We start from the raw sequence: 22,723 nt of genomic DNA on the forward strand, positions 1-22,723 counted from the left end.
GATGAAACAGTTATTTGAAGAAATGAAACAGCTTCTGGAGCAGGGGGACGACCTGGTTCTGGTGACGGTGATTGCCGGTTCCGGTTCCACACCGAGAGGCGCAGGAGCCAGGATGATTGTCAGAAAAGACGGGACAACCATGGGAACCATTGGCGGAGGCGCGGTGGAATATGAGGCAGGCCGCATGGCGCTCGATGTGCTGAAGAGCAAAAACTCCTTCAGTAAGGGATTTAAGCTGGTAAAGGGCCAGGTGGCAGATCTGGGTATGATCTGCGGCGGAGACGTAGTGGTCTATTTCCAGTATGTAAATCCGGATAACCGGGAATTCCTTGCCATCTGTGAGGAAGGAATCCAGGCGTGCGAAAGGGATGAGGACAGCTGGATTATCACGGATATTACGGATGAGACAGCATGGGCCGTAGGAATCTATTCAGAAAGCCATGGCTTTGCCGGGATTACCGTGGAGGGCGATATAGAACCTCTGACACAGACAAAGGCAGTGCAGACCACCGTAAACGGCAGACGGTATTACAGCGAGCCCCTGATGAGAGCCGGAACGGTATACGTGTTCGGCGGCGGCCATGTGGCACAGGAGCTGGTTCCGGTGATTGCCCATGTGGGATTCAAATGCGTCGTTTATGATGACCGCCCTGAATTTGCGTGCAGCAGCCTGTTCCCGGATGCGGTGGATACCATTGTCGGTGATTTTACCAGTATTTTTGATAAGGTAACGATTCGTGAACAGGATTACGTTGTGATTATGACGAGAGGCCATCAGTGCGATTATGACGTTCAGAAACAGGTTCTCAGAACGCCGGCTCACTATATCGGCGTGATGGGGAGCCGCCAGAAACTGATGACGCTTGCCGGAAAGCTGAAAGCGGAGGGCTTCACCGATCAGGATATCGAACGGTTTTACAGCCCGATCGGACTGGCAATTCTGGCGGAGACTCCAGCGGAGATCGCCATCAGTGTGGCCGGCGAACTGATCATGGTCAGAGCGAGGAGAGAGGGCCGGACAAAATGACAGAACGCCATCTCTTTTTGAAGGGACGGTCCGGGACAGGGAAGACGACGTGGCTTTTGTCCTGCCTGAAGCCTTACTGGAAGGAAGCGGGAGGTTTTTTGACCCAGCGTCTTATGGACGGTACCGGTGAGACTGTGGGATTCTGCCTCCTGCCGGTGGAGAATATGACGGAACCGCCTCCCGTGACGAGACTTTATGAGCCTGGAATAGAGGGCATTTTTATTGAGAAAACACCGGAAGGATGGAGAAAGTATCCGGAGGTGTTTGAGACAATGGGGGCGGAGATTCTGGATCGCCTGCTGGACCGGCCGGAGCGGTACCGTTTTTGTTATATCGATGAGGCCGGAGGAGTAGAACTGAAGGTAAAGCCGTTTATGGAGCGGCTGGAGCGGCTGCTTGACGGTCCGCTCTTCTGTATCGGTGTTTTGAAACATTCAGATAATCTGGCAGCCATGGGTACGAGAGTATCGCTTTCCGCCAATGCGGCTCCGGACAGGAACCGGCTGGAATCGAAGATGGAACAGCGCTTTCATTGCCGGATTCTGTCTTTTGCAGGGGCTGAAGATGAGAAGATGGAAATCAGGCGGATGATACAACAGCGGCTTACCGGAACCGCAGAGAAGGAGTGTGAGGGGTAATGGTGGAAAAACGCCGGGTACGTATGCGGCTTACTGCGATGACTGTGTTGTTTGTCATCTGTTTTTTCGGATCATTTATGCTTGGAAGATATCCGATTGAGCCGTGGACGCTGATTCGCGTGCTGGCCTCCAGAGTCATTCCGGTCACACCGGACTGGCCCTCACAGGTAGAGACGGTTCTTTTTAATGTGCGCCTTCCGCGGGTGCTGATGGCTGCGCTGATTGGAGCCGGTCTGTCAGCTGCCGGAGCGGCCTATCAGGGAATCTTTAAAAATCCCATGGTCTCTCCGGATGTGCTGGGAGCGTCCTCCGGAGCCGGTTTTGGCGCCGCCCTGGGGCTGTTTTTCTCATTTTCCTATCAGGGGGTATCCTTTTTGGCGTTTATTTCGGGACTGTCTGCCGTGGCCGTCGTCTGCCTGATCAGCGGCCGTGTGAAATACAACCAGACTCTGGGACTGGTACTGGCTGGAATGATGGTAAGCTCCCTGTTTACGGCTGCGGTGTCCTTCTTAAAACTGGTGGCGGATCCCAATAATACGCTTCCGGTGATCACCTACTGGCTCATGGGGAGTCTGGCCTCGATCCGGCCGAAGGATCTGGCGTTTGCGGCTCCCTGGATCATCGGAGGGATCATTCCGATCTGTCTGATGCGCTGGAAAATCAATGTACTGACGCTTGGAGAGGAAGAGGCACGCTGTATCGGCGTCAATACCGGTGCCGTCCGTCTGGCCGTAGTGCTCTGTGCAACTCTGATTACATCGGCGGCCGTATCGGTCAGCGGACTGATCGGATGGGTGGGGCTGGTGATCCCCCATTTTGCCCGCATGCTGGTGGGAAGCGATTACCGGAAGATGCTTCCGGCTTCCCTGCTTTTGGGCGCAAGTTTTTTGGTGGTGGTCGATAACTTTGCCCGACTTCTGGCCACCAGCGAAATCCCCATTGGTATCCTTACCGCGTTTGTGGGAGCGCCGTTTTTCCTCTGGCTGATCCTGAGGGAAGGAAATAAACTTTGAGAGGTGATCGAATATGGGGCTGGTTGTAGAAAATCTGACCTTCAGTTACCGGTGTTTTCCCGTCCTTAAAGGCGTGGATTTTTCTGTGGAAGCAGGAAATCTCGTCTGCATGCTCGGAAAGAACGGAGCCGGAAAGAGTACGCTGTTCCGCTGTATACTGGGCCTCTTAAAAGGATACCAGGGGAAAATCACAGTCGATGGCGTGGACTTAAGAACACTGAAAGAGAAGGACATGGCCAGAAAGATCGCCTATATTCCTCAAAATCATGACCAGGCGTTTGCTTTTTCGGTTCTGGACATGGTAATGATGGGAACCACATCGTCGCTGCAGGGCTTTCAGAATCCGGGCAAGGAGCAGCGGGAGGCGGCTTTTGACGCACTTAAGACCATGAGGATCGAAGCGATGGCGGAACGCTCTTACGCACATCTGAGCGGAGGAGAACAGCAGCTGGTCCTGATTGCGAGGGCGATTGCGCAGCAGGCGGGAATCCTCATCATGGACGAGCCCTGTGCAAATCTCGATTACGGCAATCAGGCCAGAGTGATGGAGGAGTTAAAACGGCTTTCCAGGGAGGGGTACCTCATTGTACAGTCTACTCACAGCCCGGATCAGGCGTTTCTCTACGCCGATCAGGCGGCGGTTCTTTCGGACGGGGTGATCAGGGCTTTCGGAAAGCCGGAGGAGGTGCTGACAGAAGCACTGCTGGAGGCCATGTATGGCATACCGGTTCGGTTATTTGATGCGGGAGACACGGGCAGAAAGCTGTGTATGCCCGAACGGGTGAAGGGGGAATAAATGATGTGGGAACTGTATGAAAGGCTGATTGAGCCGATCCCGGACGATGTTCCGGTGGACGAAATTCTCGTGGGAACCAGCTGTACGATGGTGAGAGCCGGAGGCGCAGCGGGGGCCGCCGCCAACCAGAGGTTAGAGAGCCGGCCCCGCATACTGGGAGAAGGAGAATGGGAACAGGAGCTGACATGGAGACAGGCGGCGTCTCTGATTAATTCCTGGAATTTCTTGGAGGCGGGTATCGGTGCGGCGGCCATCAATGCCTACTATAACAGGAAAGACGTGCTGATGAACGGAATTGCTGCATATGAGGGCGTGAAGATCCTGGAGAGCTGCGACACGTTTGCCGCACCGGGGGATGGACTCGCCGGAAAAAAGGTGGCGACCATCGGCCATTTCCATTATGCGGAACGCTATTTGAAAACGGCGGGGGAACTCTTCGTTCTGGAGCGGGAACCCCGGGAGGGGGATTATCCGGATACTGCCTGCGAATATATTTTGCCGGATATGGATTATATCTACATCACGGGTTTTACGCTGGTGAATAAGACACTTCCAAGACTTCTGGAGCTGGGGAAAAACGCCCGGGTGGTTCTGGTGGGGCCGAGCGTCCCGATGGCGCCGGTGCTGTTTGAATTTGGCGTGAGGGAGCTGGCCGGAACTCTGATTACGGATACGGAGAAGACGGAAAGGCTTGTTCGATTCGGCAGCCACCGGGCAGTTGTCCGTTCAGGGATACCTGTAAGAGCCGGGTATGAAGAGTGACGGAAGGCAGAGGCGGCCGGCAGTGGCCGCGGGTTATTGAGAGAATAAAGAAAATTCAGGGAGGTAATAACATGAGAAAAAGGAAACAAATATGGCTGGGGCTGTCTCTTGCCGCAGCCATGATGATGGGATTAAACGGCTGTGCAAAAGGCACTGGAAACGCCGGAGATACGCAGCAGGCCACGGTGGCAGAAACCACTGTTTCCGACACGTCAGAGGCGGCGCTGCAGGAGGAAACAGACAGTTCCGCAGCCGGAGACAACGGTGTGCGGGAGGAAGGGACGAGAATTGTTACGGACTCAGCCGGAAGAGAGGTGGAGATCCCTTCGGAGATCACGAAGATCGCGCCCTCCGGTCCACTGGCACAGATTGTTCTTTACACGGTGAGCCCGGATAAGCTGGCCGGTCTGGCCGCTGATTTCTCCGATGAGGCGAAGCAGTATATTGACGAAAAGTACTGGGGCCTTCCGAAATTCGGGCAGTTCTACGGAAAAAATGCAAGTCTTAATATGGAAGCCCTGATTGCGGAAGCACCGGATGTCATCATTGATATCGGAGAGGCGAAAAAGACGGTAAAAGAGGATATGGACGCTCTGCAGGAACAGCTGAATATACCGGTTATCTTTGTGGAAGCGACACTTCCCACTATGGCGGATGCCTACGAAATGCTGGGAGATATTACCGGTGAGAAGGAGCAGGCCGGGAAGCTGGCGGATTACTGCAGGGCAGAAATCGCAAAGGCGGATAAGAATGCCGCGGCGATTGATGACAGCGACAAAAAGAGCGTGTATTTCGGCCTGGGCGACGACGGCCTCCACACCAACGCCAAAGGTTCCATCCATGCCGATGTCATCGAACGGATCGGCGCGGTCAATGCAGCCGATGTGGAAGCGGTGTCCAGCGGAGGCGGAAGTGAAGTGTCCTTTGAACAGGTGCTGCTCTGGAATCCGGATCTGATCATTGTGGATTCCCAGAAACTTTACGACACGCTTACATCGGATTCCATGTGGCAGGAGCTGGATGCTGTAAAGAATGGCAAAATTTTCAAGATTCCGACTGCGCCCTACAGCTATATGAGCAGCCCGCCCTCTGTAAACCGTATGATTGGAATCGAATGGCTGGGAAATCTTGTCTACCCGGATCTCTATTCATCGAATATCCGGGAAGAGGTGAAGAATTTCTATCAGCTTTTCTATCATATCGATGTAACTGACGAACAACTGGATACCATACTGAAGGATGCTGTCAGCAATTAGTCAGCCGTTTGGCAGAAAAAGTATGAAAAATACGCGGAGCCGGGGAAGGGCTTCGCGTATTTTTGGTGAATTCTGCAGACTCTTTAAGCAACAGCCGGTTTTGCGGCTGGCGCATACGCCGGCTTATTTGAGCCAGTCCAGATGTCCGCTTTGTATCGCATCAAGATTCTGTGCAATCCGTTCCTCCGGCCAGTCCCACCATTTTAATGATGACAGAGCGGCAATGGTTTCTTCTGAATACCGTCTTTTGATTGGCCTGGCAGGGATCCCGCCTGCAATTGTATAGGGCGGGATATCCTTTGTCACAACCGCGCGGGCTCCGATGACTGCGCCGTCGCCGATCGTAACTCCTGCCATAAGGACGGCCTCGTAGCCGATCCAGACATCGTTGCCGATGATGATATCTCCCTTGTTATCCCACGAAGCCGTCACATTCTGCTTATCCAGTCCCCATTCTTCAAAGAAAAGAGGGAACGGGTAGGAAGACAGCGAGGATAATGTATGGTTCGCGCTGTTAAAGAGAAATTTTGCTCCACAGGCGATCGAGCAGAATTTGCCTATGATAAGACGATCCTGGTTGACTGGATAATGGTATAAAACGTTATTTTTTTCGAAATCCGCCGGGGCGTTGACAAAATCGTTATAAATGGTGTAATCGCCCACCTGAATACTGGGGTCGGTAATCGTATTTTTTAAGTAAACTGTCTGGGTATCTCCGGTTCTGGGATATAATTTTTTTAAATCCGGCATTTTACAAATCCTCCTTATTGTTTAATCCATAATAGTATTCTAATAATTCGCGGGAATAATCCACGACTCTGCCGCCTGGCAGCAGTAACACCCGGTTAATGCCAATCTGTTCAACAAACCAGGGATTGTGGCTGACAACCATAATCGTTCCTTCAAAGAGTTGAAAGTTTCTGCCAATGATACTCTGCGTTTCAGGATCCAGGTGATTGGTAGGCTCATCCAGGACCAGAAAGTTGGCCTTTTGCAGTAAAACCCTGCACAGGCATACACGGGCTTTTTCACCGGGAGAGAGAACCTCGGCTTTTTTACAGATATCGTCCTCGTAAAACAGAAAATTACTTAGTACCGAACGCAGCTGTTTGATGGTATAGCCATCAGTCTGAACATTTTCTAACACTGTTTTTTGCAGATCAAGCTGTTCCAGTTCCTGCGCATAGTAAGCAACATCCGTTTTAGAATGAAAACGGATCTTTCCTGCATCCGGAAGAAGGATTCCCATGATCAGCTTAAGCAGCGTGGATTTTCCTACTCCGTTTTCACCGACGACTAAAAAGCGTTCTTTTCCATTTACGTGAAACGATAAGTCTTTGTAGAGCCATGGCTGGTCCGGATAATGGAAGGACAGGTTACAAACTTCTAACGGGAGATCTGCGCCTTCCCGTCTGGGACGGATATCCATTTTAACCCGTTTGCAGATTCTGTCACAAGGATGGAGCCCGCTTCTTTTTTTCTCCAGTCTTAACGCCCGTTCCTGCCCCATGCGTTTCAGCGCATGATTGGTCCTGCTGGCCTGGTTAGCCCGCTGTACAAATGCTTCCAGTTCCTTTATCTCTTTTTCCTCCTGGATGAGAATCCGTTGACGCAGACGCTGCTCCTCTGCATACTTCTTTTTATAAGTATCGTAATTGCCGTCGTAGACAGAAATTTTGTGCGCAGCTTTATTGATGAACAGGATCTTGTGAATAATCTGATTGAGGAAGGCGGTATCGTGGCTGATAATCAGCACCATTCCTCTGTAATTTTTTAAAAACTCAGTCACGAACTCTTTTGCAGCCGCATCTAAATGGTTTGTCGGTTCGTCCAGCAGCAGAATGTCAGCTTTTGAGTATAGAACGCGGGCAAAGGCTATTTTTGATTTCTGACCGCCGGACAGCCGGTTAATCGGCATATCCAGCAAATCAATGTCAATCTGCATGCGTTCAATGATATCCAGCAAAATGCTGTCTGCCTTATAACAGTCGAAAAATTCTAAACGGGTCTGGAGTTTATCCATCTGCTTCAGCAGAGAGGCATGCTCCGTGACAGCCGCATGTTCCAGCCTCTGATAGATCCGGCTGAGATCTGCTTCCAGTCTGCGTATCGGTCGTCCCTCCTGCAGATAATCGAGAACTGTACAGGTTTCGTCGTGAATCACAATCTCCTGCGGCAGACAGGCGATTCGTGAATTGCCGGTGGAAATGGTTCCGCTGTCTAATTCCAGTTCATGCATCAGAACATGGAACAGCGTCGTTTTCCCGGCGCCGTTTACACCAACGATACCTGCTTTGTCGTGATCGTTTATTAAAAATTCCGCGTCCTCGTAAATGATTTCCGACCCGAAACTTAAATTCATTTTACTGCCTTTCATAGTCATATGAAACCTCCCTGTTTTGCTGAATCAGACAGTTGTTTTCCCATCGCCTGCCCCTTTGTATTGGGCTGCTGCTACGGTGCCTCCCATCGTAAGGCCGATACAGACTGAGTTGATAATAAAGCCTGCCATAGAGGCGTTGCTTATTGCGGCAAGCCCGGTATTTCCTACAATTCTGCCAACGACCAGCATATCAACGATGCTGTAAAAGGACTGCAGCAAGTTGGCAAACAGCAGGGGCAGTGCAAAAACAATCAATTTCCCGGGCACACTGCCTGTTGTTAGATTCTGTTCTTCGTTCATATTCAATCTCCTTATCCCGCATCACAGGAGCATCTGCCTGTGATACAAAAAAAGCAGAGGGCAGCACAAATATAGTGCGCCCTCTGCTCTGTGGTAAAGATACTTAATTCACGGCGATGGAGCGCACGACGGACGCACGCTTCACCGCTGTCAACAAAAGGCGGCAGACAAAACACTGTCTGCCGCCCAAAAAACAAATAAATGTCTATTGGAAAACACGAAAACGAAATCCCAAAACTACTGCTTTGGAATCAAATAGCCGCTGACTATTGTTTTCGTATTTTCAGGCTCCGCACAATGTTTTGTAATATCAAATTGTCCGGAGCTGTAATCAATGCAAAGCTTTCCAGATAACATTGCACTTACCCTTTCTTCCTGTATTATAAAACATTATAGAGAGTCCGGGGGAGGCTGTCAAGCGTAAGCTGTACTTTTAGGAAAAAACCGCTGTATAGCCCGTAAAACGCGGCAATACAGCGGTTTTTTCCTTTATCAGCTGCTAAAGATGGGGTGGATGCTTAAGCCTTGTTTACAAAAGACTCACAGTCTGTACATTCCTTCTGGGTCGGATTAGCCTCGTGGGTACCTACCTTGATGGCCTCAAGAGTACAGTAGTTTTCGCTCTCTGCATGGTAAGCGCAGTTGTTGATGGTACAATGAATACATTCGTTCTTTCCGTTAACTAACATGGTTTCATACCTCCTTAATTGTTTAATCAGTAATATTATCTGCAGAATTGAAGAAAATATACGGAAGGGATGCCGGAACGTGTTGGGGACTTGTTAGATTGTATGTTTGGGTGTATACTGTTTTCATTGAAAAAAATCGATGGAAAGGTTTTTGGGGAGGTTGTTGGGGTGGGACAGAAACAGAAGACAAAACAGGTAATCATGACGGAAGGCGTAATCTGGAAGCAGCTTTTGGCATTTTCCATGCCTCTTTTGGTAGGCAATCTGTTTCAGCAGCTGTATAATACCGTGGATTCCATTGTGGTCGGAAATTTTATTGGCAGTGAAGCGCTGGCAGCGGTAGGTTCCAGCAACTCTCTGATCAATCTGATCATCGGAATGTTTATGGGCATTGCCACCGGGGCGGGAGTAATTATATCCCAGTATTACGGGGCGAAGGATGAGCAGAAGCTTCACTGGGCGGTGCACACCTGTATGGCGCTGAGTCTGATTGGAGGAGCGCTTTTGATCGTGCTGGGCGTTCTTCTGTCGCCTCTGATTCTCCGCTGGATGGGGACACCCGAGGAGGTTATGCCGAATTCCGTGGCGTACCTGCGCATCTTTTTCTGCGGTTCCCTGTTTAACCTGGTATATAACATGGGGGCCGGAGTGCTGAGAGCGGTGGGAGATTCGAGGCGTCCTCTCTATTATCTCTGTGTTTCCTCTGTGGTAAACATCATTCTGGACATGGTTTTTGTCGTTGTTTTCCGCATGGGCACTGCCGGAGTCGGCTATGCCACCGTAATTGCCCAGGCGGTTTCTTCCGTGCTTACGGTGCGGGCGCTGATGAAGACGGAGGACAGCTACCGGCTCGTCCCATCCAGGATCAGAATCGACCGGCGCATGATGAAGCGAATTTTAAAGCTGGGCATCCCGAGCGGGATTCAGCAGAGCATCATTTCCCTGTCCAATGTCATCGTACAGGCGAATATCAACGGCTACGGTGCGGCCGCCATGGCGGGCTACGGCGCCTACAGCAAGGTGGATGGCTTCGCCATGCTCCCGCTTCAGAGCTTCTGTATGGCTTCGACCACCTTTACAGGACAGAATATCGGGGCGAAAAAGGCAAGACGTGTCAAGGATGGGATGTTTCAGGGGATTGCCATCAGCCTGATTTATACGGCCTTTATTTCTGCTGTCCTTTATTTGAATGCGGACAAGATTCTCCGCATCTTCTCACCGGATGATACGGTTATCGCCTTCGGGCACACCACCATGGCCATCCTGCTTCCGTTTTACTGGTCCATTGCGATCCACCAGATCCTGATGGGAAGTATCCGCGGAAGCGGAAGAACCATGGTTACCATGTTGATCGGCGTTGGAAACATGTGTATCCTGCGCATGATATATATTAATTTACTGGTTCCATTTTTTCCGAGTTTTGAAGCTGTTATGTGGTGCTATCCAATTACCTGGATGACAACGATGCTGATGGACTGCGTTTACAGCACAAAGGCAAAATGGATTCCGAAAGGAGAATAGACGATATGAAACACGGATTTATCCGGGTGGCGGCAGCAACTCCCGATGTAAAAGTGGCTGATCCCCAGTTTAACAGGACAGAAATCTGCGCTCTGATCCGGGCGGGAATAGAGAGAAAAGCGAAGCTTATGGTATTTCCGGAGCTGTCGCTTACTGCGTACACCTGCGGTGATTTATTCGGGCAGGATGCCCTGCTGTACGGGGCGAGGAGAGAACTGAAAGAGATTTTAAAGGAGACGGAAGGTTCCGATCTTCTGGCGTTTATCGGAATGCCGTGGGAGAGGAGCGGAAAGCTTTACAACACGGCCGTGGCGGTTCAGAACGGGAGAATCCTGGGCATTGTTCCCAAGTCAAACATTCCCAACTACTCTGAATTTTACGAGCGCCGTTATTTCGAACCGGGCAATGAGATCCCTGTGATGGTCAGTTGGGAAGGACAGAATTTCCCTATGGGGACAAATATCCTGTTTGCCTGTGAGGAGATGCCTGGGTTTGTTGTGGCCGTGGAAATCTGCGAGGATGCCTGGGTACCGTGTCCGCCGTCGATCCGCCATACAGCGGCCGGTGCGACCGTGATCGTCAATTGTTCTGCCAGTGATGAGACCACGGGAAAGGATATCTACCGCAGGAGCCTGATCACCGGCCATTCCGCCAGCCTTGTCTGCGGTTATGTGTATGCCAATGCGGGAGACGGCGAGTCCACCCAGGACCTGGTGTTCGGAGGGCAGAATCTGATTACAGAAAATGGAACGTGTCTGGCGGAGTCGAAACGGTTTGCCAACGAAACGATTTTTGCGGATATGGATATGGAGCGTTTAAATAATGAGAGAAGACGCCTTTCCACATATCCGGTCCTGAATACCGGCTCATATGTTACGGTTGGATTTCATATAACAGAAGAGGAGTATGATCTGGAACGTCCCATCGATCCCATGCCGTTCGTTCCGACGGATGAAGGTCAGAGAAACAGGCGCTGTGAGGAGATTCTGTCCATTCAGGCCATGGGGCTGAAGAAACGTCTTGCCCATACCGGCTGCAGCCACGCCGTTATCGGCATTTCCGGAGGGCTGGATTCCACGCTGGCTCTGCTGGTGACGGTGCGGGCGTTTGATATGCTGAACATACCGAGACATCAGATTCATGCTGTGACCATGCCGTGCTTTGGAACCACGGACCGGACGTATCAGAATGCCTGTCTGATGACGAAGAAGGTGGGGGCGGAGCTGACTGAGATCGATATCAGGGAAGCCGTTACGGTTCATTTTCGTGACATCGGCCATGATATCAGCCTTCACGATGTAACCTATGAAAATTCCCAGGCCAGAGAGCGGACGCAGGTACTTATGGATCTGGCAAACCGGTGGGGCGGCATGGTGGTGGGTACTGGCGATATGTCAGAGCTGGCGCTTGGATGGGCCACCTACAACGGAGACCACATGTCCATGTACGGGGTCAATGCGTCGGTTCCGAAGACGCTGGTTCGCCATCTGGTCCGCTATTACGCCGACACGTGCGGGGAGGAAGAACTGAAAGCAGTGCTTTTAGACGTGCTGGATACCCCGGTGAGTCCGGAGCTTCTTCCGCCGAAGGAGGGCGAGATCGCCCAGAAGACGGAAGATCTGGTAGGCCCCTATGAGCTTCACGATTTCTTCCTGTATCAGGTCCTGCGGTACGGTTACCGGCCGGCCAAGGTTTTCCGTCTGGCAAAAGCGGCTTTTGACGGCCAGTATGACGGAGAGACTGTTTTAAAGTGGCTGAAGGTATTTTACCGGAGATTTTTCAGTCAGCAGTTTAAGCGCTCCTGTCTGCCGGATGGCCCGAAGGTAGGCTCCGTCGCAGTATCACCGAGGGGCGACTTACGCATGCCGAGCGATGCCAGCAGCCGTCTGTGGCTGGAAGAACTGGAGGGATTGTCATGATTACGAGCAGTGCCAACGGAAAAGTGAAGCAGGTGATGAATCTGGCGAAGAAGGCGAAGGCCAGGAAAGAGACAGGTCTGTTTGTGGCGGAAGGTCTCCGCATGTTCAAAGAGATTCCCAGGGACAGGATCGACAGTCTGTTCGTGTCAGAAAGCTTCTTAAAGAATCCGGAGGGAAGGAAACTGATCGGCCCGCTTGCCTTTGAGGCGGTGGCGGATGACGTGTTTAAGACAATGTCTGACACCACCACGCCCCAGGGTGTGCTGGCGCTGGTGAAGCAGTATGCGTATACGATCGACGATATTCTGGACCGTCCGGGGCCGGCGCTTCTCATGATTCTGGATACGATTCAGGATCCCGGAAACCTGGGAACCATCCTGCGTGCCGGAGAAGGCGCAGGCATTACGGGAGTGATTATGAACGACACCACCGCGGATATCTATAATCCCAAAGTAATCCGCTCCACCATGGGGTCCGTCTGCCGTGTACCCTTTGTTTATACCGCTGCTTTACCGCAGACTCTCGCAAACATAAAAAAACGCGGTGTCCGCCTATACGCGGCTCATTTAGAAGGCAGGAATAATTATGAGAAAGAAGATTATACTGTTGATACAGGGTTTTTAATTGGCAATGAGGCCAATGGCTTAAGCAGCGAAACAGCGTCTATGGCAGACGCGTATGTGAAGATTCCCATGATGGGAAAGGTAGAATCCTTAAACGCGGCGGTAGCGGCTTCCGTGCTGATGTTTGAGGCGGCGAGGCAGCGAAGAAATTAGAAAATGCAGCCCGTCAGAAAATTGTAAGGCATTTTTAGACGGTAATTGTTGAGAAATGTCTGAAAATATAGTATGATTAGTGCAAATGAAAGATATGCTTGGCAGCTTTGCCTATGACTGGCTCAGGAAGGGGATTGATAAGATGGCAGCTATCTATTGGCTTATAGGCTTCGTAGTATTACTTGGCATTGAGGCCGCAACTATGGCTCTGACAACCATTTGGTTTGCAGGGGGCGCGCTGGCGGCGTTCATACTGGCACTTTTGGGTGCAGGTGTGGAAGTTCAGCTGGCGGTGTTTGTAATTGTTTCATTTGCACTGCTGTTCTTCACAAGACCGTTTGCCTTAAAGTATGTTAACCGGAATACCGTGAAAACCAATTCGGAAAGTCTGATTGGAAAACATGCGAAGGTTACAGCCGAGGTGAACAACATGGAAGGAACGGGTGCAGCTGTTTTGAACGGGCAGGAGTGGACGGCAAGAGCCGAGGATGACGGAAAAATTTATTCCGTCGGTACGCTCGTGGAAGTAAAGGACATCAGAGGAGTAAAACTAATTGTGAGCGAGACTCAGGAGGAAATGTAGTATGGGAGCTTTTTTTGCAGTAATTATAGTACTGATTATTATTCTGGCACTGCTTGCGTCATGTATCAGGATTGTACCGCAGGCACAGGCTCTGGTTGTGGAACGTTTGGGAGCTTATCTGGGAACATGGTCCGTAGGTGTTCATATCAAGATGCCGATTCTCGACCGCGTGGCAAAGCGTGTGAACTTAAAGGAGCAGGTGGCTGATTTCCCGCCGCAGCCGGTTATCACAAAGGATAACGTTACCATGAGAATCGACACGGTCGTCTTCTTCCAGATTACAGATCCGAAGCTTTATGCTTACGGTGTGGAGAATCCGCTGATGGCGATCGAGAACTTAACGGCAACCACTCTTCGTAACATCATCGGTGATCTGGAACTCGACCAGACACTGACCTCCAGAGAGACGATTAATGCAAAGATGAGAGAATCCCTCGATATCGCCACCGACCCGTGGGGCATCAAGGTTAACCGTGTGGAACTGAAGAATATCATGCCTCCGGCAGCGATTCAGGATGCCATGGAGAAGCAGATGAAGGCAGAGCGTGAGCGCCGTGAGTCCATCCTTCGTGCAGAAGGTGAGAAGAAATCTACCATTCTGGTTGCAGAAGGTAAGAAGGAATCCGCCATTCTGGATGCCGAGGCTGAGAAGCAGGCAGCGATTCTTCACGCTGAGGCTGAGAAGGAGAAGAGAATCCGTGAGGCGGAAGGTCAGGCTGAGGCTATCTTAAAGGTTCAGAAGGCAAACGCAGATGGTATCCGAATGATTAAGGAAGCGGGAGCCGATCAGGCAGTTCTGACGATCAAGAGCTTAGAGGCCCTTAAGACAGTGGCCGACGGCAAAGCAACAAAGATTATTATCCCGTCCGAGATTCAGGGACTGGCAGGACTTGTATCCTCCATCACTGAGATCCCGAAGGATCCCAAATAGGAACGTGAAAGGTAATTAGAGAATTCGCAGCAGGGGGCACCGGCTCTCATGCTGCGATTTTTCAATGCAGGTATCCCGTAAGGAGGCGTGAATGGAGTTAAAGCTGGATTTGACCAGAGAATACGGTATCGTTTTAGAGGGCGGAGGAGCCAAGGGAGCCTATCAGATCGGCGCCTGGAAGGCGCTTCGGGAGGCCGGGATCCGCATCAAAGGGATCGCAGGCGCCTCTGTCGGTTCGCTGAACGGCGCGCTGATCTGTATGGACGATTTAGAAAAGGCGGAAGGAATCTGGAAAAACATCGAGTATTCCAGGGTGATGGATGTCAGTGACGAGACCATAAAGGCATTAAAGCGGAAAGACTTCAAGGCGCTTAATATGCAGGAAATCTTAAACAGCGGAGTTCAGTTTATCAAGGATGGCGGCTTCGATGTGACGCCTCTTAAGAATCTGATCGCTGAGGTGGTGGGCGATGAATCGCGTATCAGGGAATCGGACCGTGAACTCTTTGCCGTGACGTATTCCGTGTCCGAGCACAGGGAGCTGGCTGTGGATGTGAGAAAAGGGGAAGAGGGTTCGGTCAAGGATATGCTGCTGGCCAGCGCTTATTTTATGGCGTTTAAGAATGAAAAGCTGGGCGGCAAGCGTTACCGGGATGGCGGCGGCTTAAACAACGTTCCTCTGGGGGTTCTGCTGGATAAGGGCTATGAGGATATTATCGTGATCCGCATCTATGGCTGGGGCTTTGACAGCGAAAAGGTGACGAAGATTCCGGAGGGCGTCAATGTGTATCATATTGCTCCCCGCCAGGATCTGGGCGGCATACTGGAATTCGACAAAAAGCAGAGCAGAAAAAACATGACTTTGGGGTATTATGACGCGAAAAGGTTCTTATATGGACTTGCAGGGCGTATATATTATATTGATGCACCAGGTTCCGAGCCTTACTACTTTGATAAGATGATGTCGGAACTGGAGCTTTTAAAGATTTATGTCGAAGAAGACCTGGATCAGGAGACCAGGGAGAGCTTAAACGGTTACCGGATGTTTACAGAGACCCTGTTTCCTCGTATGGCCGAAGAGTTTAAGCTGAAAGAGGACTGGAACTACCGGGATTTATATATAGCGATTCTGGAGGATTTAGCGAAGCGGCTTAAGATCAACCGGTTTCAGATTTATACGGTGGACCGCCTGATCGGAAAAATAATGATGAAGCTGCACTCTCTTGACAGCCGGATTCCATTATAGTAATGTAATAGGAAGAAAAGACGTTTCAAACGTTAAATATCGGATTCATGAAAAAAAGATTGCATGTTTATGCATAATATACTATAATGGTGTATAAAAATACAAAAAGAAAAGTGGAGGATGCATGATGAATCTGAAAGGAAGAAGTTTCATTACATTAAAAGACTATACACCGGAGGAGATCAATTACCTGCTGGATCTTGCCGCGGATTTAAAGGCTAAGAAAAAAAGCGGAGTAACCGGAAGCTCCCTGAAAGGAAAGAATATCGCCCTGATCTTTGAAAAGCCATCGACACGTACCAGGTGTTCTTTCGTCGTGGCAGCGGTGGATGAAGGGGCTCATCCTGAGTATCTGGGCAAGGATGACATTCAGCTGGGGCACAAGGAGAGTGTGGAAGACACGGCGCGCGTGCTGGGAAGAATCTTTGACGGTATCGAATTCCGCGGATTCAAGCATAAAACGGTGGAAGATCTGGCGAAATACGCTGGCGTGCCGGTGTGGAACGGTTTGACGGACGATTACCACCCGACCCAGATCCTGGCGGACTTACTTACCATGAAGGAACATTTCGGTTACTTAAAGGGGCTGAACTTTGTCTACGCAGGCGACGGACGCAATAACATGGCCAACAGCCTGATGATCGGTATGAGCAAGATGGGCGTCAACTTTACGATCCTGGCTCCGAAGTGCTTATGGCCGAAGGACGAGCTGGTTACCCTGTGCCGCGGATATGCCGGTGAGAGCGGAAGCAGTGTCACCCTGACTGAGAACGTGGATGACGTAAAGGGGGCTGATACGATCTATACCGACGTATGGTGCTCCATGGGAGAGGAAGACAAGGCAGCCGAGCGTGTGGCGCTTTTAAAGCCTTACCAGGTGAATGCAGCGCTGATGGAGAAGACGGAAAAGGATACCACCATCTTCATGCACTGTCTCCCGGCAGTGAAGGGCAATGAAGTAACGGAAGATGTGTTCGAATCAAAGGCCTCCGTGGTATTCGATGAAGCAGAGAACAGAATGCATACCATCAAGGCAGTGATGGTGGCGACATTAGGAGAATAGAGCATGTATATACAGGAACGAAGCAGAAACCCGAGAAACTTATCCATGATGCTGGATGCGGCCCATATTATTATAGGAATCCTGATCGTCGTGCTGGCGGTCATCTCATTTTTGAACCCGGAGGACCATATGCTGCTGTTTCCGGTCATTTTCCTCCTCGCGGCGTCACTCAATATCATGAATGCGGTCTTTAAGATCCGTATGAGCGGCCGCGAAAAGAAGAAAAAGGCCTCGGGCATTCTGGTTCTCCTGTTTGGAATTGTACTGCTGGCCCTTGCAGTGATCAGTGCAGTCAGCATCTGGTGGGGGTGAGCGCGGTGAAGACAGAGATTTTGAAACTACTAAAAGAAGAGTCCGGATTTGTATCCGGACAGGAGCTGTGCGACCGGTTTGGCGTGTCCAGAACGGCCGTGTGGAAGGCCATTGGCCAGCTGAAGGAAGAAGGGTTTCAGATTGAGGCGGTACGCAACAAAGGGTACCGTCTCTTAAGCAGCGATGACGTGATTACGGAAGCTGAGCTTATGAGCTGCATGGAAGGCGGACTGGTCAGGAAGATTGTCTATTATGAAGAGACCGATTCTACCAATATACGCGCAAGAAAGCTGGCGGAGGAAGGTGCTCCGGATGGAACCCTGGTGGTCACGGATTTTCAGAATGCAGGCCGGGGCAGAAGGGGGCGGATGTGGGTATCCCCTTCCGGAACGGGTGTCTTTATGAGCCTGATCTTAAGGCCGGATATTCTTCCCTCGTCGGCCTCCATGCTGACCCTGGTGGCAGCGCTGGCCGTCCATGACGGTATTAAAGAGACGACCGGGCTTGACACCGTTATCAAATGGCCGAATGATATCGTGGGAGACGGCAGAAAGCTTTGTGGTATTCTGACGGAGATGAGCGCTGAGCTGGAAGGAATCCATTACGTGGTCACCGGCATTGGCATCAATGCCAATATGACGGAGTTTCCGGAGGAAGCAGGGGAGGTGGCTTCCTCCCTGCGTATCCTGACCGGAAGCCCGGTGCGGCGTAGCAGGCTGATTGCCTCTGTGATGAAGGCGTATGAGGGTTACTATAAAAAATTCAGGGAATGCGGCAGTTTAGCCAGCCTCATGGATGTATATAATGAACATATGGCGAATCTCGGAAGAGAAGTGAAGGTTCTGGATCCCGCGGGCACCTATACAGGCAAAGCGCTGGGAATCGATGAGAAAGGCGAGCTTATCGTCGAGAAAGCCGATGGAAAGGTAATCCGTGTGGTCTCCGGAGAGGTTTCTGTCCGGGGAATTTATGGATATGTATAAATATGAATAATTATTCTTTTTATGATCAACTGCAGACGCTGGAACCGAAGAAGGATGAATTTTCGAAGGAAGAGCGTCTGAGGGCCATGGAGAAGCCGCTGCTATCCTGGTACAAAGGCCATGCGAGAATTCTTCCGTGGCGGGAAAATCCGGAGCCATACCGTGTGTGGATTTCGGAGATCATGCTGCAGCAGACAAGGGTGGAAGCCGTAAAACCGTATTTTGAGCGGTTTATGGAGGCGCTTCCCGATACGGCGGCGCTGGCCGCTGTGTCTGAGGACAGGCTCTTTAAGCTGTGGGAAGGGCTTGGCTATTACAATCGGGCAAGAAACTTAAAAAAAGCGGCAGGCGTAGTGATGGAGCAGTATGGGGGCGTGCTTCCCGCTTCCTGGGAAGAACTGAAAAAACTTCCGGGGATCGGTTCCTATACGGCCGGAGCCATCGCTTCCATTGCCTATGGGATTCCCGTGCCCGCCGTGGACGGCAACGTTCTGCGTGTCATATCCCGCGTGACGGGGAGCAGGGAAGATATCTTAAAGCAGTCGGTTAAGAAACAGATGGAGGACCTGCTTCTCGGCGTCATGCCCCGGGAGGGGGCAGGAAACTATAATCAGGCGATGATTGAGATCGGAGCCATCGTCTGTGTTCCTAACGGGGAGCCGCTTTGCAGGGAATGCCCCATGGCGTCCGTATGTGTTGCGAGACGTGACGGACTCACAAAGGAGATTCCTGTAAAAACGCCGAAGAAAGCCAGAAGGATTGAGAAGAAGACGATACTTGTTCTGGACTGGAAAGGGCGCACGGCGATCCGGAAGCGGGAGGACAGCGGCCTTTTGGCGTCCCTCTATGAGTTTCCCAACGAGGATGGGTGGCTGGAGGAGGAGGCGCTTGCTGAAACGTACCGTGTACCGCTGACGGCGGTCCGGTGTCTGCCGGAGGCAAAGCATATTTTCAGCCATGTAGAGTGGCACATGAGGGGATTCGCCGTTGAACTGCAGGAAAAACCGGCAGGAGATTACCTGTGGGTGACTCCGGAAGAGATCAGGGAGACGTACTCACTGCCCGGGGCGTTTAAGGTGTATACTATGAGCACTTGATGAGGTAGTTTACGAATCTAGTGTGAGTCATACCTGAGCACTTAGTGAGGTAGTTTACGAACTTAGTGCGAATGGTATACTATGATGATAAGGTGAGAATAATGAGAAAAATGCTGTTTATCTTTAATCCACGTTCCGGAAAGGCACAGATCAGAAACCGGTTGATGGATATTCTGGATATCTTCACGAAAGCCGGGTATGAAGTATCGGTTCATGTGACCCAGCGGCCGAAGGATGCCATGGAGGTTGCCGCGGCGAGAGGAAAAGACGCGGACATCATCGTCTGCAGCGGCGGTGACGGGACTCTGAACGAGACCATCAGCGGCATGATGACGCTGGACCGGATTCCGGATCTGGGATATATTCCCGCCGGTTCCACCAACGATTTTGCCTCCAGCTTAAAAATTCCGAAAAATATGATTGCCGCGGCGCATTTAGCGGTGGAGGGGGAAGCGTATCCTGTCGATATCGGCAGCTTCTGCGGGGACAGGAATTTCGTTTATATTGCAGCCTTTGGCGCATTTACGGAAGTTTCCTACTTAACACCCCAGGACAAGAAGAATGTGCTGGGCCATCAGGCCTACATGCTGGAGAGTGTGAAGAGCCTGACTTCCATCAAATCCTACCGCATGCGTGTGGAGAGTGAAGAGATTACGCTGGAAGGGGAATTTATCTTTGGAATGGTGACGAATACCATCAGCGTGGGAGGCTTTAAGGGACTTGTCACGCAGAATGTGGCTTTGAATGACGGCGAGTTCGAGGTGCTCTTAATCAGGACTCCGAGAACGCCGCTGGATTTAAGCAACATTGTCAACTACATGTTCCTGAAGGAAGAGCCTAACGAATACGTTCATAAGTTCAGGACAAAGGCGCTCACGGTGATTCCGGAAGAACCGGTAGACTGGGTTCTGGATGGGGAATTTGGAGGTACACGCATGGAGACTCAGATCATAAATCTGCAAAAACAGATCCGGATTATGAGAAATCCTTCCAAAAAACAATAAATCTGCAATTTAACGCAGAAATATGTTGAAATATGTAATCCGGTAGTATATAATGAAAAGTTGTGTGGGCTTTTATGTATACTTCTTAGCGAAAGGACGTTATTAAGTGGAAAAAGATAATTTTTTAGAGAAGCTGGGGAAGCTCGTGGAACTGGGAAAAACAAAGCATAATGCTTTGGACGTAACGGAGATTAACAACTTCTTTATGGGGGACTCACTGACCCCGGAGCAGATGGATCAGATCTATTCGTACCTGGAGAATCGCGGCGTTGACGTGATCCCGGTAATTGATGACTCGATACTGGCTGATGATGTGCTCCTGTCAGATGATGCTCTGCTGCTCGACGATGATCTGGATGACAGCTTTATAAAAGGGGCAGACGAGGAGGATATTGACCTCGATGCCATTGACTTGCTGGAGGGAATAGGTACAGAAGATCCTGTCCGCATGTATTTAAAAGAGATCGGTACCGTTCCGCTTCTGAGTGCGGACGAGGAACTGCGTCTTGCAAAGAGAAAGGCCGATGGGGATGAAGATGCGAAGGAACGCTTGATAGAAGCGAACTTAAGACTGGTTGTCAGCATCGCCAAACGGTATACCGGCCGCGGTATGAGCTTTTTAGACCTTGTTCAGGAAGGAAATTTAGGTCTTATTAAGGGCGTTGAGAAGTTCGATTATACAAAAGGTTATAAGTTAAGTACATATGCTACGTGGTGGATCCGTCAGTCCGTAACAAGGGCACTTGCCGATCAGGCGAGGACAATCCGTGTTCCGGTGCATATGGTCGAAACCATCAATAAAATGTCAAAAATGCAGAGAAAGCTGACGCTGGAACTGGGCTATGAGCCATCCGTTACCGAGCTCGCAGACGCACTCGATATGTCTGAGGACAAGGTTATGGAGATCATGCAGATTGCCAGAGAACCAGCCTCTCTGGAGACCCCGATCGGTGAAGAAGATGATTCCAACTTAGGCGATTTTGTCGCTGACAACAATGTGGTGACTCCTGAGGGAAATGTGGAGTCTGTGATGCTCCGGGAGCATATCGACGCATTGCTCGGTGATTTAAAGGAGAGAGAGCGCCAGGTTATCGTACTGCGCTTCGGCCTGGAGGATGGACATCCGCGTACACTGGAAGAGGTAGGCAAAGAATTTAATGTAACACGTGAACGTATCCGGCAGATTGAGGCGAAGGCACTTAGAAAGCTCAGAAATCCGGTGCGCAGCAAACGAATCAGAGACTTCCTGTAGGAAGCAGAAAGGAGGCGTGGCATGAGAGTGCACACGCCTTTTTTGGGTCCCATGGAAAACGCTTCCATGAACATGCAGGGCGTTATTCCATACGAAACTTATAGACGGCGGCGGGTTCCATAAGGAGCACCATTCTTTGCCTGTGAATCAGAGGAGGATATAAGAGGATGAACCACAGAAATTATCAGAAAGAGCTGGACACCATACTGGAAGACTTTGAGAAACAGGGGAAGGTGCCGAGACTGCTGCTTCACAGCTGCTGTGCTCCCTGCAGCAGCTACGTTCTGGAATACTTATCGAAATACTTTGAGATTACGCTGTACTATTATAACCCGAATATCTACCCGATTCAGGAGTATATGAAGCGGGTAAAGGAGCAGGAGAAGCTGATCTCCGAGATGAAGTTTGTGCATCCTGTGCTCTTCCGGACAGGACCCTATGAGCCGGATGAATTTTTCCGGATTGCTAAAGGGCTCGAGAAGGTTCCGGAAGGCGGAGAACGCTGTTTTAAATGTTTCGATTTGCGGCTCCGGGAGGCTGCAAAGGTCGCATCGGCCGGCCGTTATGATTATTTTACGACAACGCTTACCATCAGCCCGTTAAAAAACGCGGACAAGCTAAATGAGATCGGAGAGAAGCTGGCGAAGGAGTACCGCGTGGCGTTCCTTCCCTCCGATTTTAAGAAAAAAGACGGATATAAGCGGTCTGTGCAGCTGTCGGAAGAATACGGTCTGTACCGCCAGGATTACTGCGGATGCATATATTCCAGGGAGGCGGGGAAATAGGCTGAAACAACTTGACACCAAATGGGAATTGTAATAAAATTGACACTAAGGAGTATATAGATTAGAGGATAAAGGAGATAATATTATGTTAACAAAAACACTTACTGTTGTAAATCCATCCGGACTTCATTTAAGACCAGCGGGAGTTCTTTCCCAGACAGCCATGAAGTTTAAATGCGACATCATCATCGAGTGCGGCGAGAAGAGAATCGTTGCAAAGAGCGTATTAAACGTTATGGCAGCAGGCATCAAGTGCGGTACAGAGATCAACTTAATCTGTGACGGCGAGGATGAAGAAGAAGCTATGAAGAGCATGAGCGAAGCGATCGAAAGCGGACTCGGCGAGATGTAATGGACAAGTTTTAAAAAGCGAATGACAGGTAGAAG

Annotated in this window: 23 protein-coding genes and 1 pseudogene; 20 read left to right on the plus strand and 4 right to left on the minus strand. The window is 50.6% G+C overall.

Translation table 11 applies throughout. The features are described 5' to 3' along the window. The first annotated feature begins 1 nt into the window (after nucleotide 1). From NE473_RS03140 to NE473_RS03165, 6 genes are all read left to right on the plus strand, one after another. Nucleotides 2-1,027: an XdhC family protein gene (locus NE473_RS03140; protein ID WP_171038676.1), complete on the plus strand. Its 1,026-nt coding sequence runs from the start codon at nucleotides 2-4 to the stop codon at nucleotides 1,025-1,027. Further along, entirely contained in the window at nucleotides 1,024-1,665 is a 642-nt protein-coding gene (locus NE473_RS03145) for a nucleoside-triphosphatase (protein WP_055649993.1), read from the plus strand. The genes NE473_RS03140 and NE473_RS03145 overlap by 4 nt, the downstream gene beginning before the upstream one ends. Continuing rightward, nucleotides 1,665-2,678 carry a FecCD family ABC transporter permease gene (locus NE473_RS03150; protein ID WP_172682252.1) on the plus strand — a complete coding sequence of 338 codons (1,014 nt, stop codon included), beginning with the start codon at nucleotides 1,665-1,667 and terminating at the stop codon, nucleotides 2,676-2,678. Before NE473_RS03145 ends, NE473_RS03150 begins: the two co-directional genes overlap by 1 nt. Nucleotides 2,679-2,691: 13 nt before the next feature. Beyond that, a complete protein-coding gene (locus NE473_RS03155; protein ID WP_055649994.1) occupies nucleotides 2,692-3,474 on the plus strand; it encodes an ABC transporter ATP-binding protein in 783 nt (260 codons plus the stop codon). Next, nucleotides 3,475-4,236, plus strand: a complete 762-nt coding sequence (locus NE473_RS03160) for a Rossmann-like domain-containing protein (protein ID WP_055649995.1) — start codon at nucleotides 3,475-3,477, stop codon at nucleotides 4,234-4,236. A gap of 71 nt (nucleotides 4,237-4,307) precedes the next feature. Continuing rightward, entirely contained in the window at nucleotides 4,308-5,492 is a 1,185-nt protein-coding gene (locus NE473_RS03165; protein WP_055650088.1) for an ABC transporter substrate-binding protein, read from the plus strand. Nucleotides 5,493-5,615: 123 nt separating this feature from the next. Here the strand turns inward: NE473_RS03165 and NE473_RS03170 are convergent, their stop codons facing one another. The 4 genes and pseudogenes from NE473_RS03170 to NE473_RS03185 form a co-directional block, all read right to left on the minus strand. Next, entirely contained in the window at nucleotides 5,616-6,242 is a 627-nt protein-coding gene (locus tag NE473_RS03170) for a CatB-related O-acetyltransferase (RefSeq protein WP_055649996.1), read from the minus strand. A gap of 1 nt (nucleotide 6,243) precedes the next feature. Further along, nucleotides 6,244-7,869, minus strand: coding sequence for an ABC-F family ATP-binding cassette domain-containing protein (locus tag NE473_RS03175; protein ID WP_055650089.1), 1,626 nt, complete (start codon nucleotides 7,867-7,869; stop codon nucleotides 6,244-6,246). A gap of 48 nt (nucleotides 7,870-7,917) precedes the next feature. After that, nucleotides 7,918-8,175, minus strand: a pseudogene (locus NE473_RS03180) (MATE family efflux transporter); the annotation flags it as partial. A gap of 518 nt (nucleotides 8,176-8,693) precedes the next feature. Further along, nucleotides 8,694-8,864 (minus strand): DUF1540 domain-containing protein, encoded by a 171-nt coding sequence (locus tag NE473_RS03185; protein ID WP_022033232.1) that lies wholly within the window; start codon nucleotides 8,862-8,864, stop codon nucleotides 8,694-8,696. A gap of 168 nt (nucleotides 8,865-9,032) precedes the next feature. Between NE473_RS03185 and NE473_RS03190 the strand changes: the two genes are divergently transcribed. The 14 genes from NE473_RS03190 to NE473_RS03255 all read left to right on the plus strand — a co-directional run bounded on the left by NE473_RS03190 (nucleotide 9,033) and on the right by NE473_RS03255 (nucleotide 22,688). After that, the gene (locus NE473_RS03190; protein WP_242866116.1) at nucleotides 9,033-10,385 is read left to right on the plus strand and encodes an MATE family efflux transporter; all 1,353 of its coding nucleotides are present in this window, start codon (nucleotides 9,033-9,035) and stop codon (nucleotides 10,383-10,385) included. Nucleotides 10,386-10,390: 5 nt separating this feature from the next. Then, nucleotides 10,391-12,304: an NAD(+) synthase gene (locus NE473_RS03195; protein ID WP_055649998.1), complete on the plus strand. Its 1,914-nt coding sequence runs from the start codon at nucleotides 10,391-10,393 to the stop codon at nucleotides 12,302-12,304. Further along, entirely contained in the window at nucleotides 12,301-13,080 is a 780-nt protein-coding gene (locus NE473_RS03200) for a TrmH family RNA methyltransferase (protein WP_006776071.1), read from the plus strand. The genes NE473_RS03195 and NE473_RS03200 overlap by 4 nt, the downstream gene beginning before the upstream one ends. Before the next feature lie 142 nt (nucleotides 13,081-13,222). Beyond that, nucleotides 13,223-13,663 carry an NfeD family protein gene (locus NE473_RS03205; protein WP_055650091.1) on the plus strand — a complete coding sequence of 147 codons (441 nt, stop codon included), beginning with the start codon at nucleotides 13,223-13,225 and terminating at the stop codon, nucleotides 13,661-13,663. Between the two features lies 1 nt (nucleotide 13,664). Then, nucleotides 13,665-14,594: an SPFH domain-containing protein gene (locus NE473_RS03210; RefSeq protein ID WP_022033228.1), complete on the plus strand. Its 930-nt coding sequence runs from the start codon at nucleotides 13,665-13,667 to the stop codon at nucleotides 14,592-14,594. 91 nt (nucleotides 14,595-14,685) lie between these two features. Then, nucleotides 14,686-15,840 carry a patatin-like phospholipase family protein gene (locus NE473_RS03215; RefSeq protein WP_055649999.1) on the plus strand — a complete coding sequence of 385 codons (1,155 nt, stop codon included), beginning with the start codon at nucleotides 14,686-14,688 and terminating at the stop codon, nucleotides 15,838-15,840. Nucleotides 15,841-15,967: 127 nt separating this feature from the next. Further along, the gene (gene argF / locus NE473_RS03220; protein WP_022033227.1) at nucleotides 15,968-16,903 is read left to right on the plus strand and encodes an ornithine carbamoyltransferase; all 936 of its coding nucleotides are present in this window, start codon (nucleotides 15,968-15,970) and stop codon (nucleotides 16,901-16,903) included. Between the two features lie 3 nt (nucleotides 16,904-16,906). Next, a complete protein-coding gene (locus tag NE473_RS03225) occupies nucleotides 16,907-17,215 on the plus strand; it encodes a DUF6637 family protein (RefSeq protein ID WP_022033226.1) in 309 nt (102 codons plus the stop codon). Nucleotides 17,216-17,220: 5 nt separating this feature from the next. Beyond that, nucleotides 17,221-18,198, plus strand: a complete 978-nt coding sequence (locus NE473_RS03230; RefSeq protein ID WP_039892881.1) for a biotin--[acetyl-CoA-carboxylase] ligase — start codon at nucleotides 17,221-17,223, stop codon at nucleotides 18,196-18,198. 2 nt (nucleotides 18,199-18,200) lie between these two features. Next, complete coding sequence (gene mutY, locus NE473_RS03235) at nucleotides 18,201-19,295, plus strand: A/G-specific adenine glycosylase (RefSeq protein ID WP_055650000.1); 1,095 nt, start codon at nucleotides 18,201-18,203, stop codon at nucleotides 19,293-19,295. 101 nt (nucleotides 19,296-19,396) lie between these two features. Continuing rightward, nucleotides 19,397-20,299, plus strand: coding sequence for a diacylglycerol/lipid kinase family protein (locus NE473_RS03240; RefSeq protein ID WP_022033224.1), 903 nt, complete (start codon nucleotides 19,397-19,399; stop codon nucleotides 20,297-20,299). Between the two features lie 106 nt (nucleotides 20,300-20,405). After that, a complete protein-coding gene (rpoD, locus tag NE473_RS03245) occupies nucleotides 20,406-21,551 on the plus strand; it encodes an RNA polymerase sigma factor RpoD (RefSeq protein WP_006777301.1) in 1,146 nt (381 codons plus the stop codon). Nucleotides 21,552-21,718: 167 nt separating this feature from the next. After that, complete coding sequence (locus NE473_RS03250; protein WP_055650001.1) at nucleotides 21,719-22,336, plus strand: epoxyqueuosine reductase QueH; 618 nt, start codon at nucleotides 21,719-21,721, stop codon at nucleotides 22,334-22,336. A gap of 85 nt (nucleotides 22,337-22,421) precedes the next feature. Continuing rightward, nucleotides 22,422-22,688, plus strand: coding sequence for an HPr family phosphocarrier protein (locus NE473_RS03255; RefSeq protein ID WP_002603381.1), 267 nt, complete (start codon nucleotides 22,422-22,424; stop codon nucleotides 22,686-22,688). Nucleotides 22,689-22,723 lie beyond the last annotated feature (35 nt).

The sequence above is a fragment of the Hungatella sp. SL.1.14 genome, from assembly GCF_024460495.1.
Lineage (GTDB): Bacteria > Bacillota > Clostridia > Lachnospirales > Lachnospiraceae > Hungatella > Hungatella hathewayi.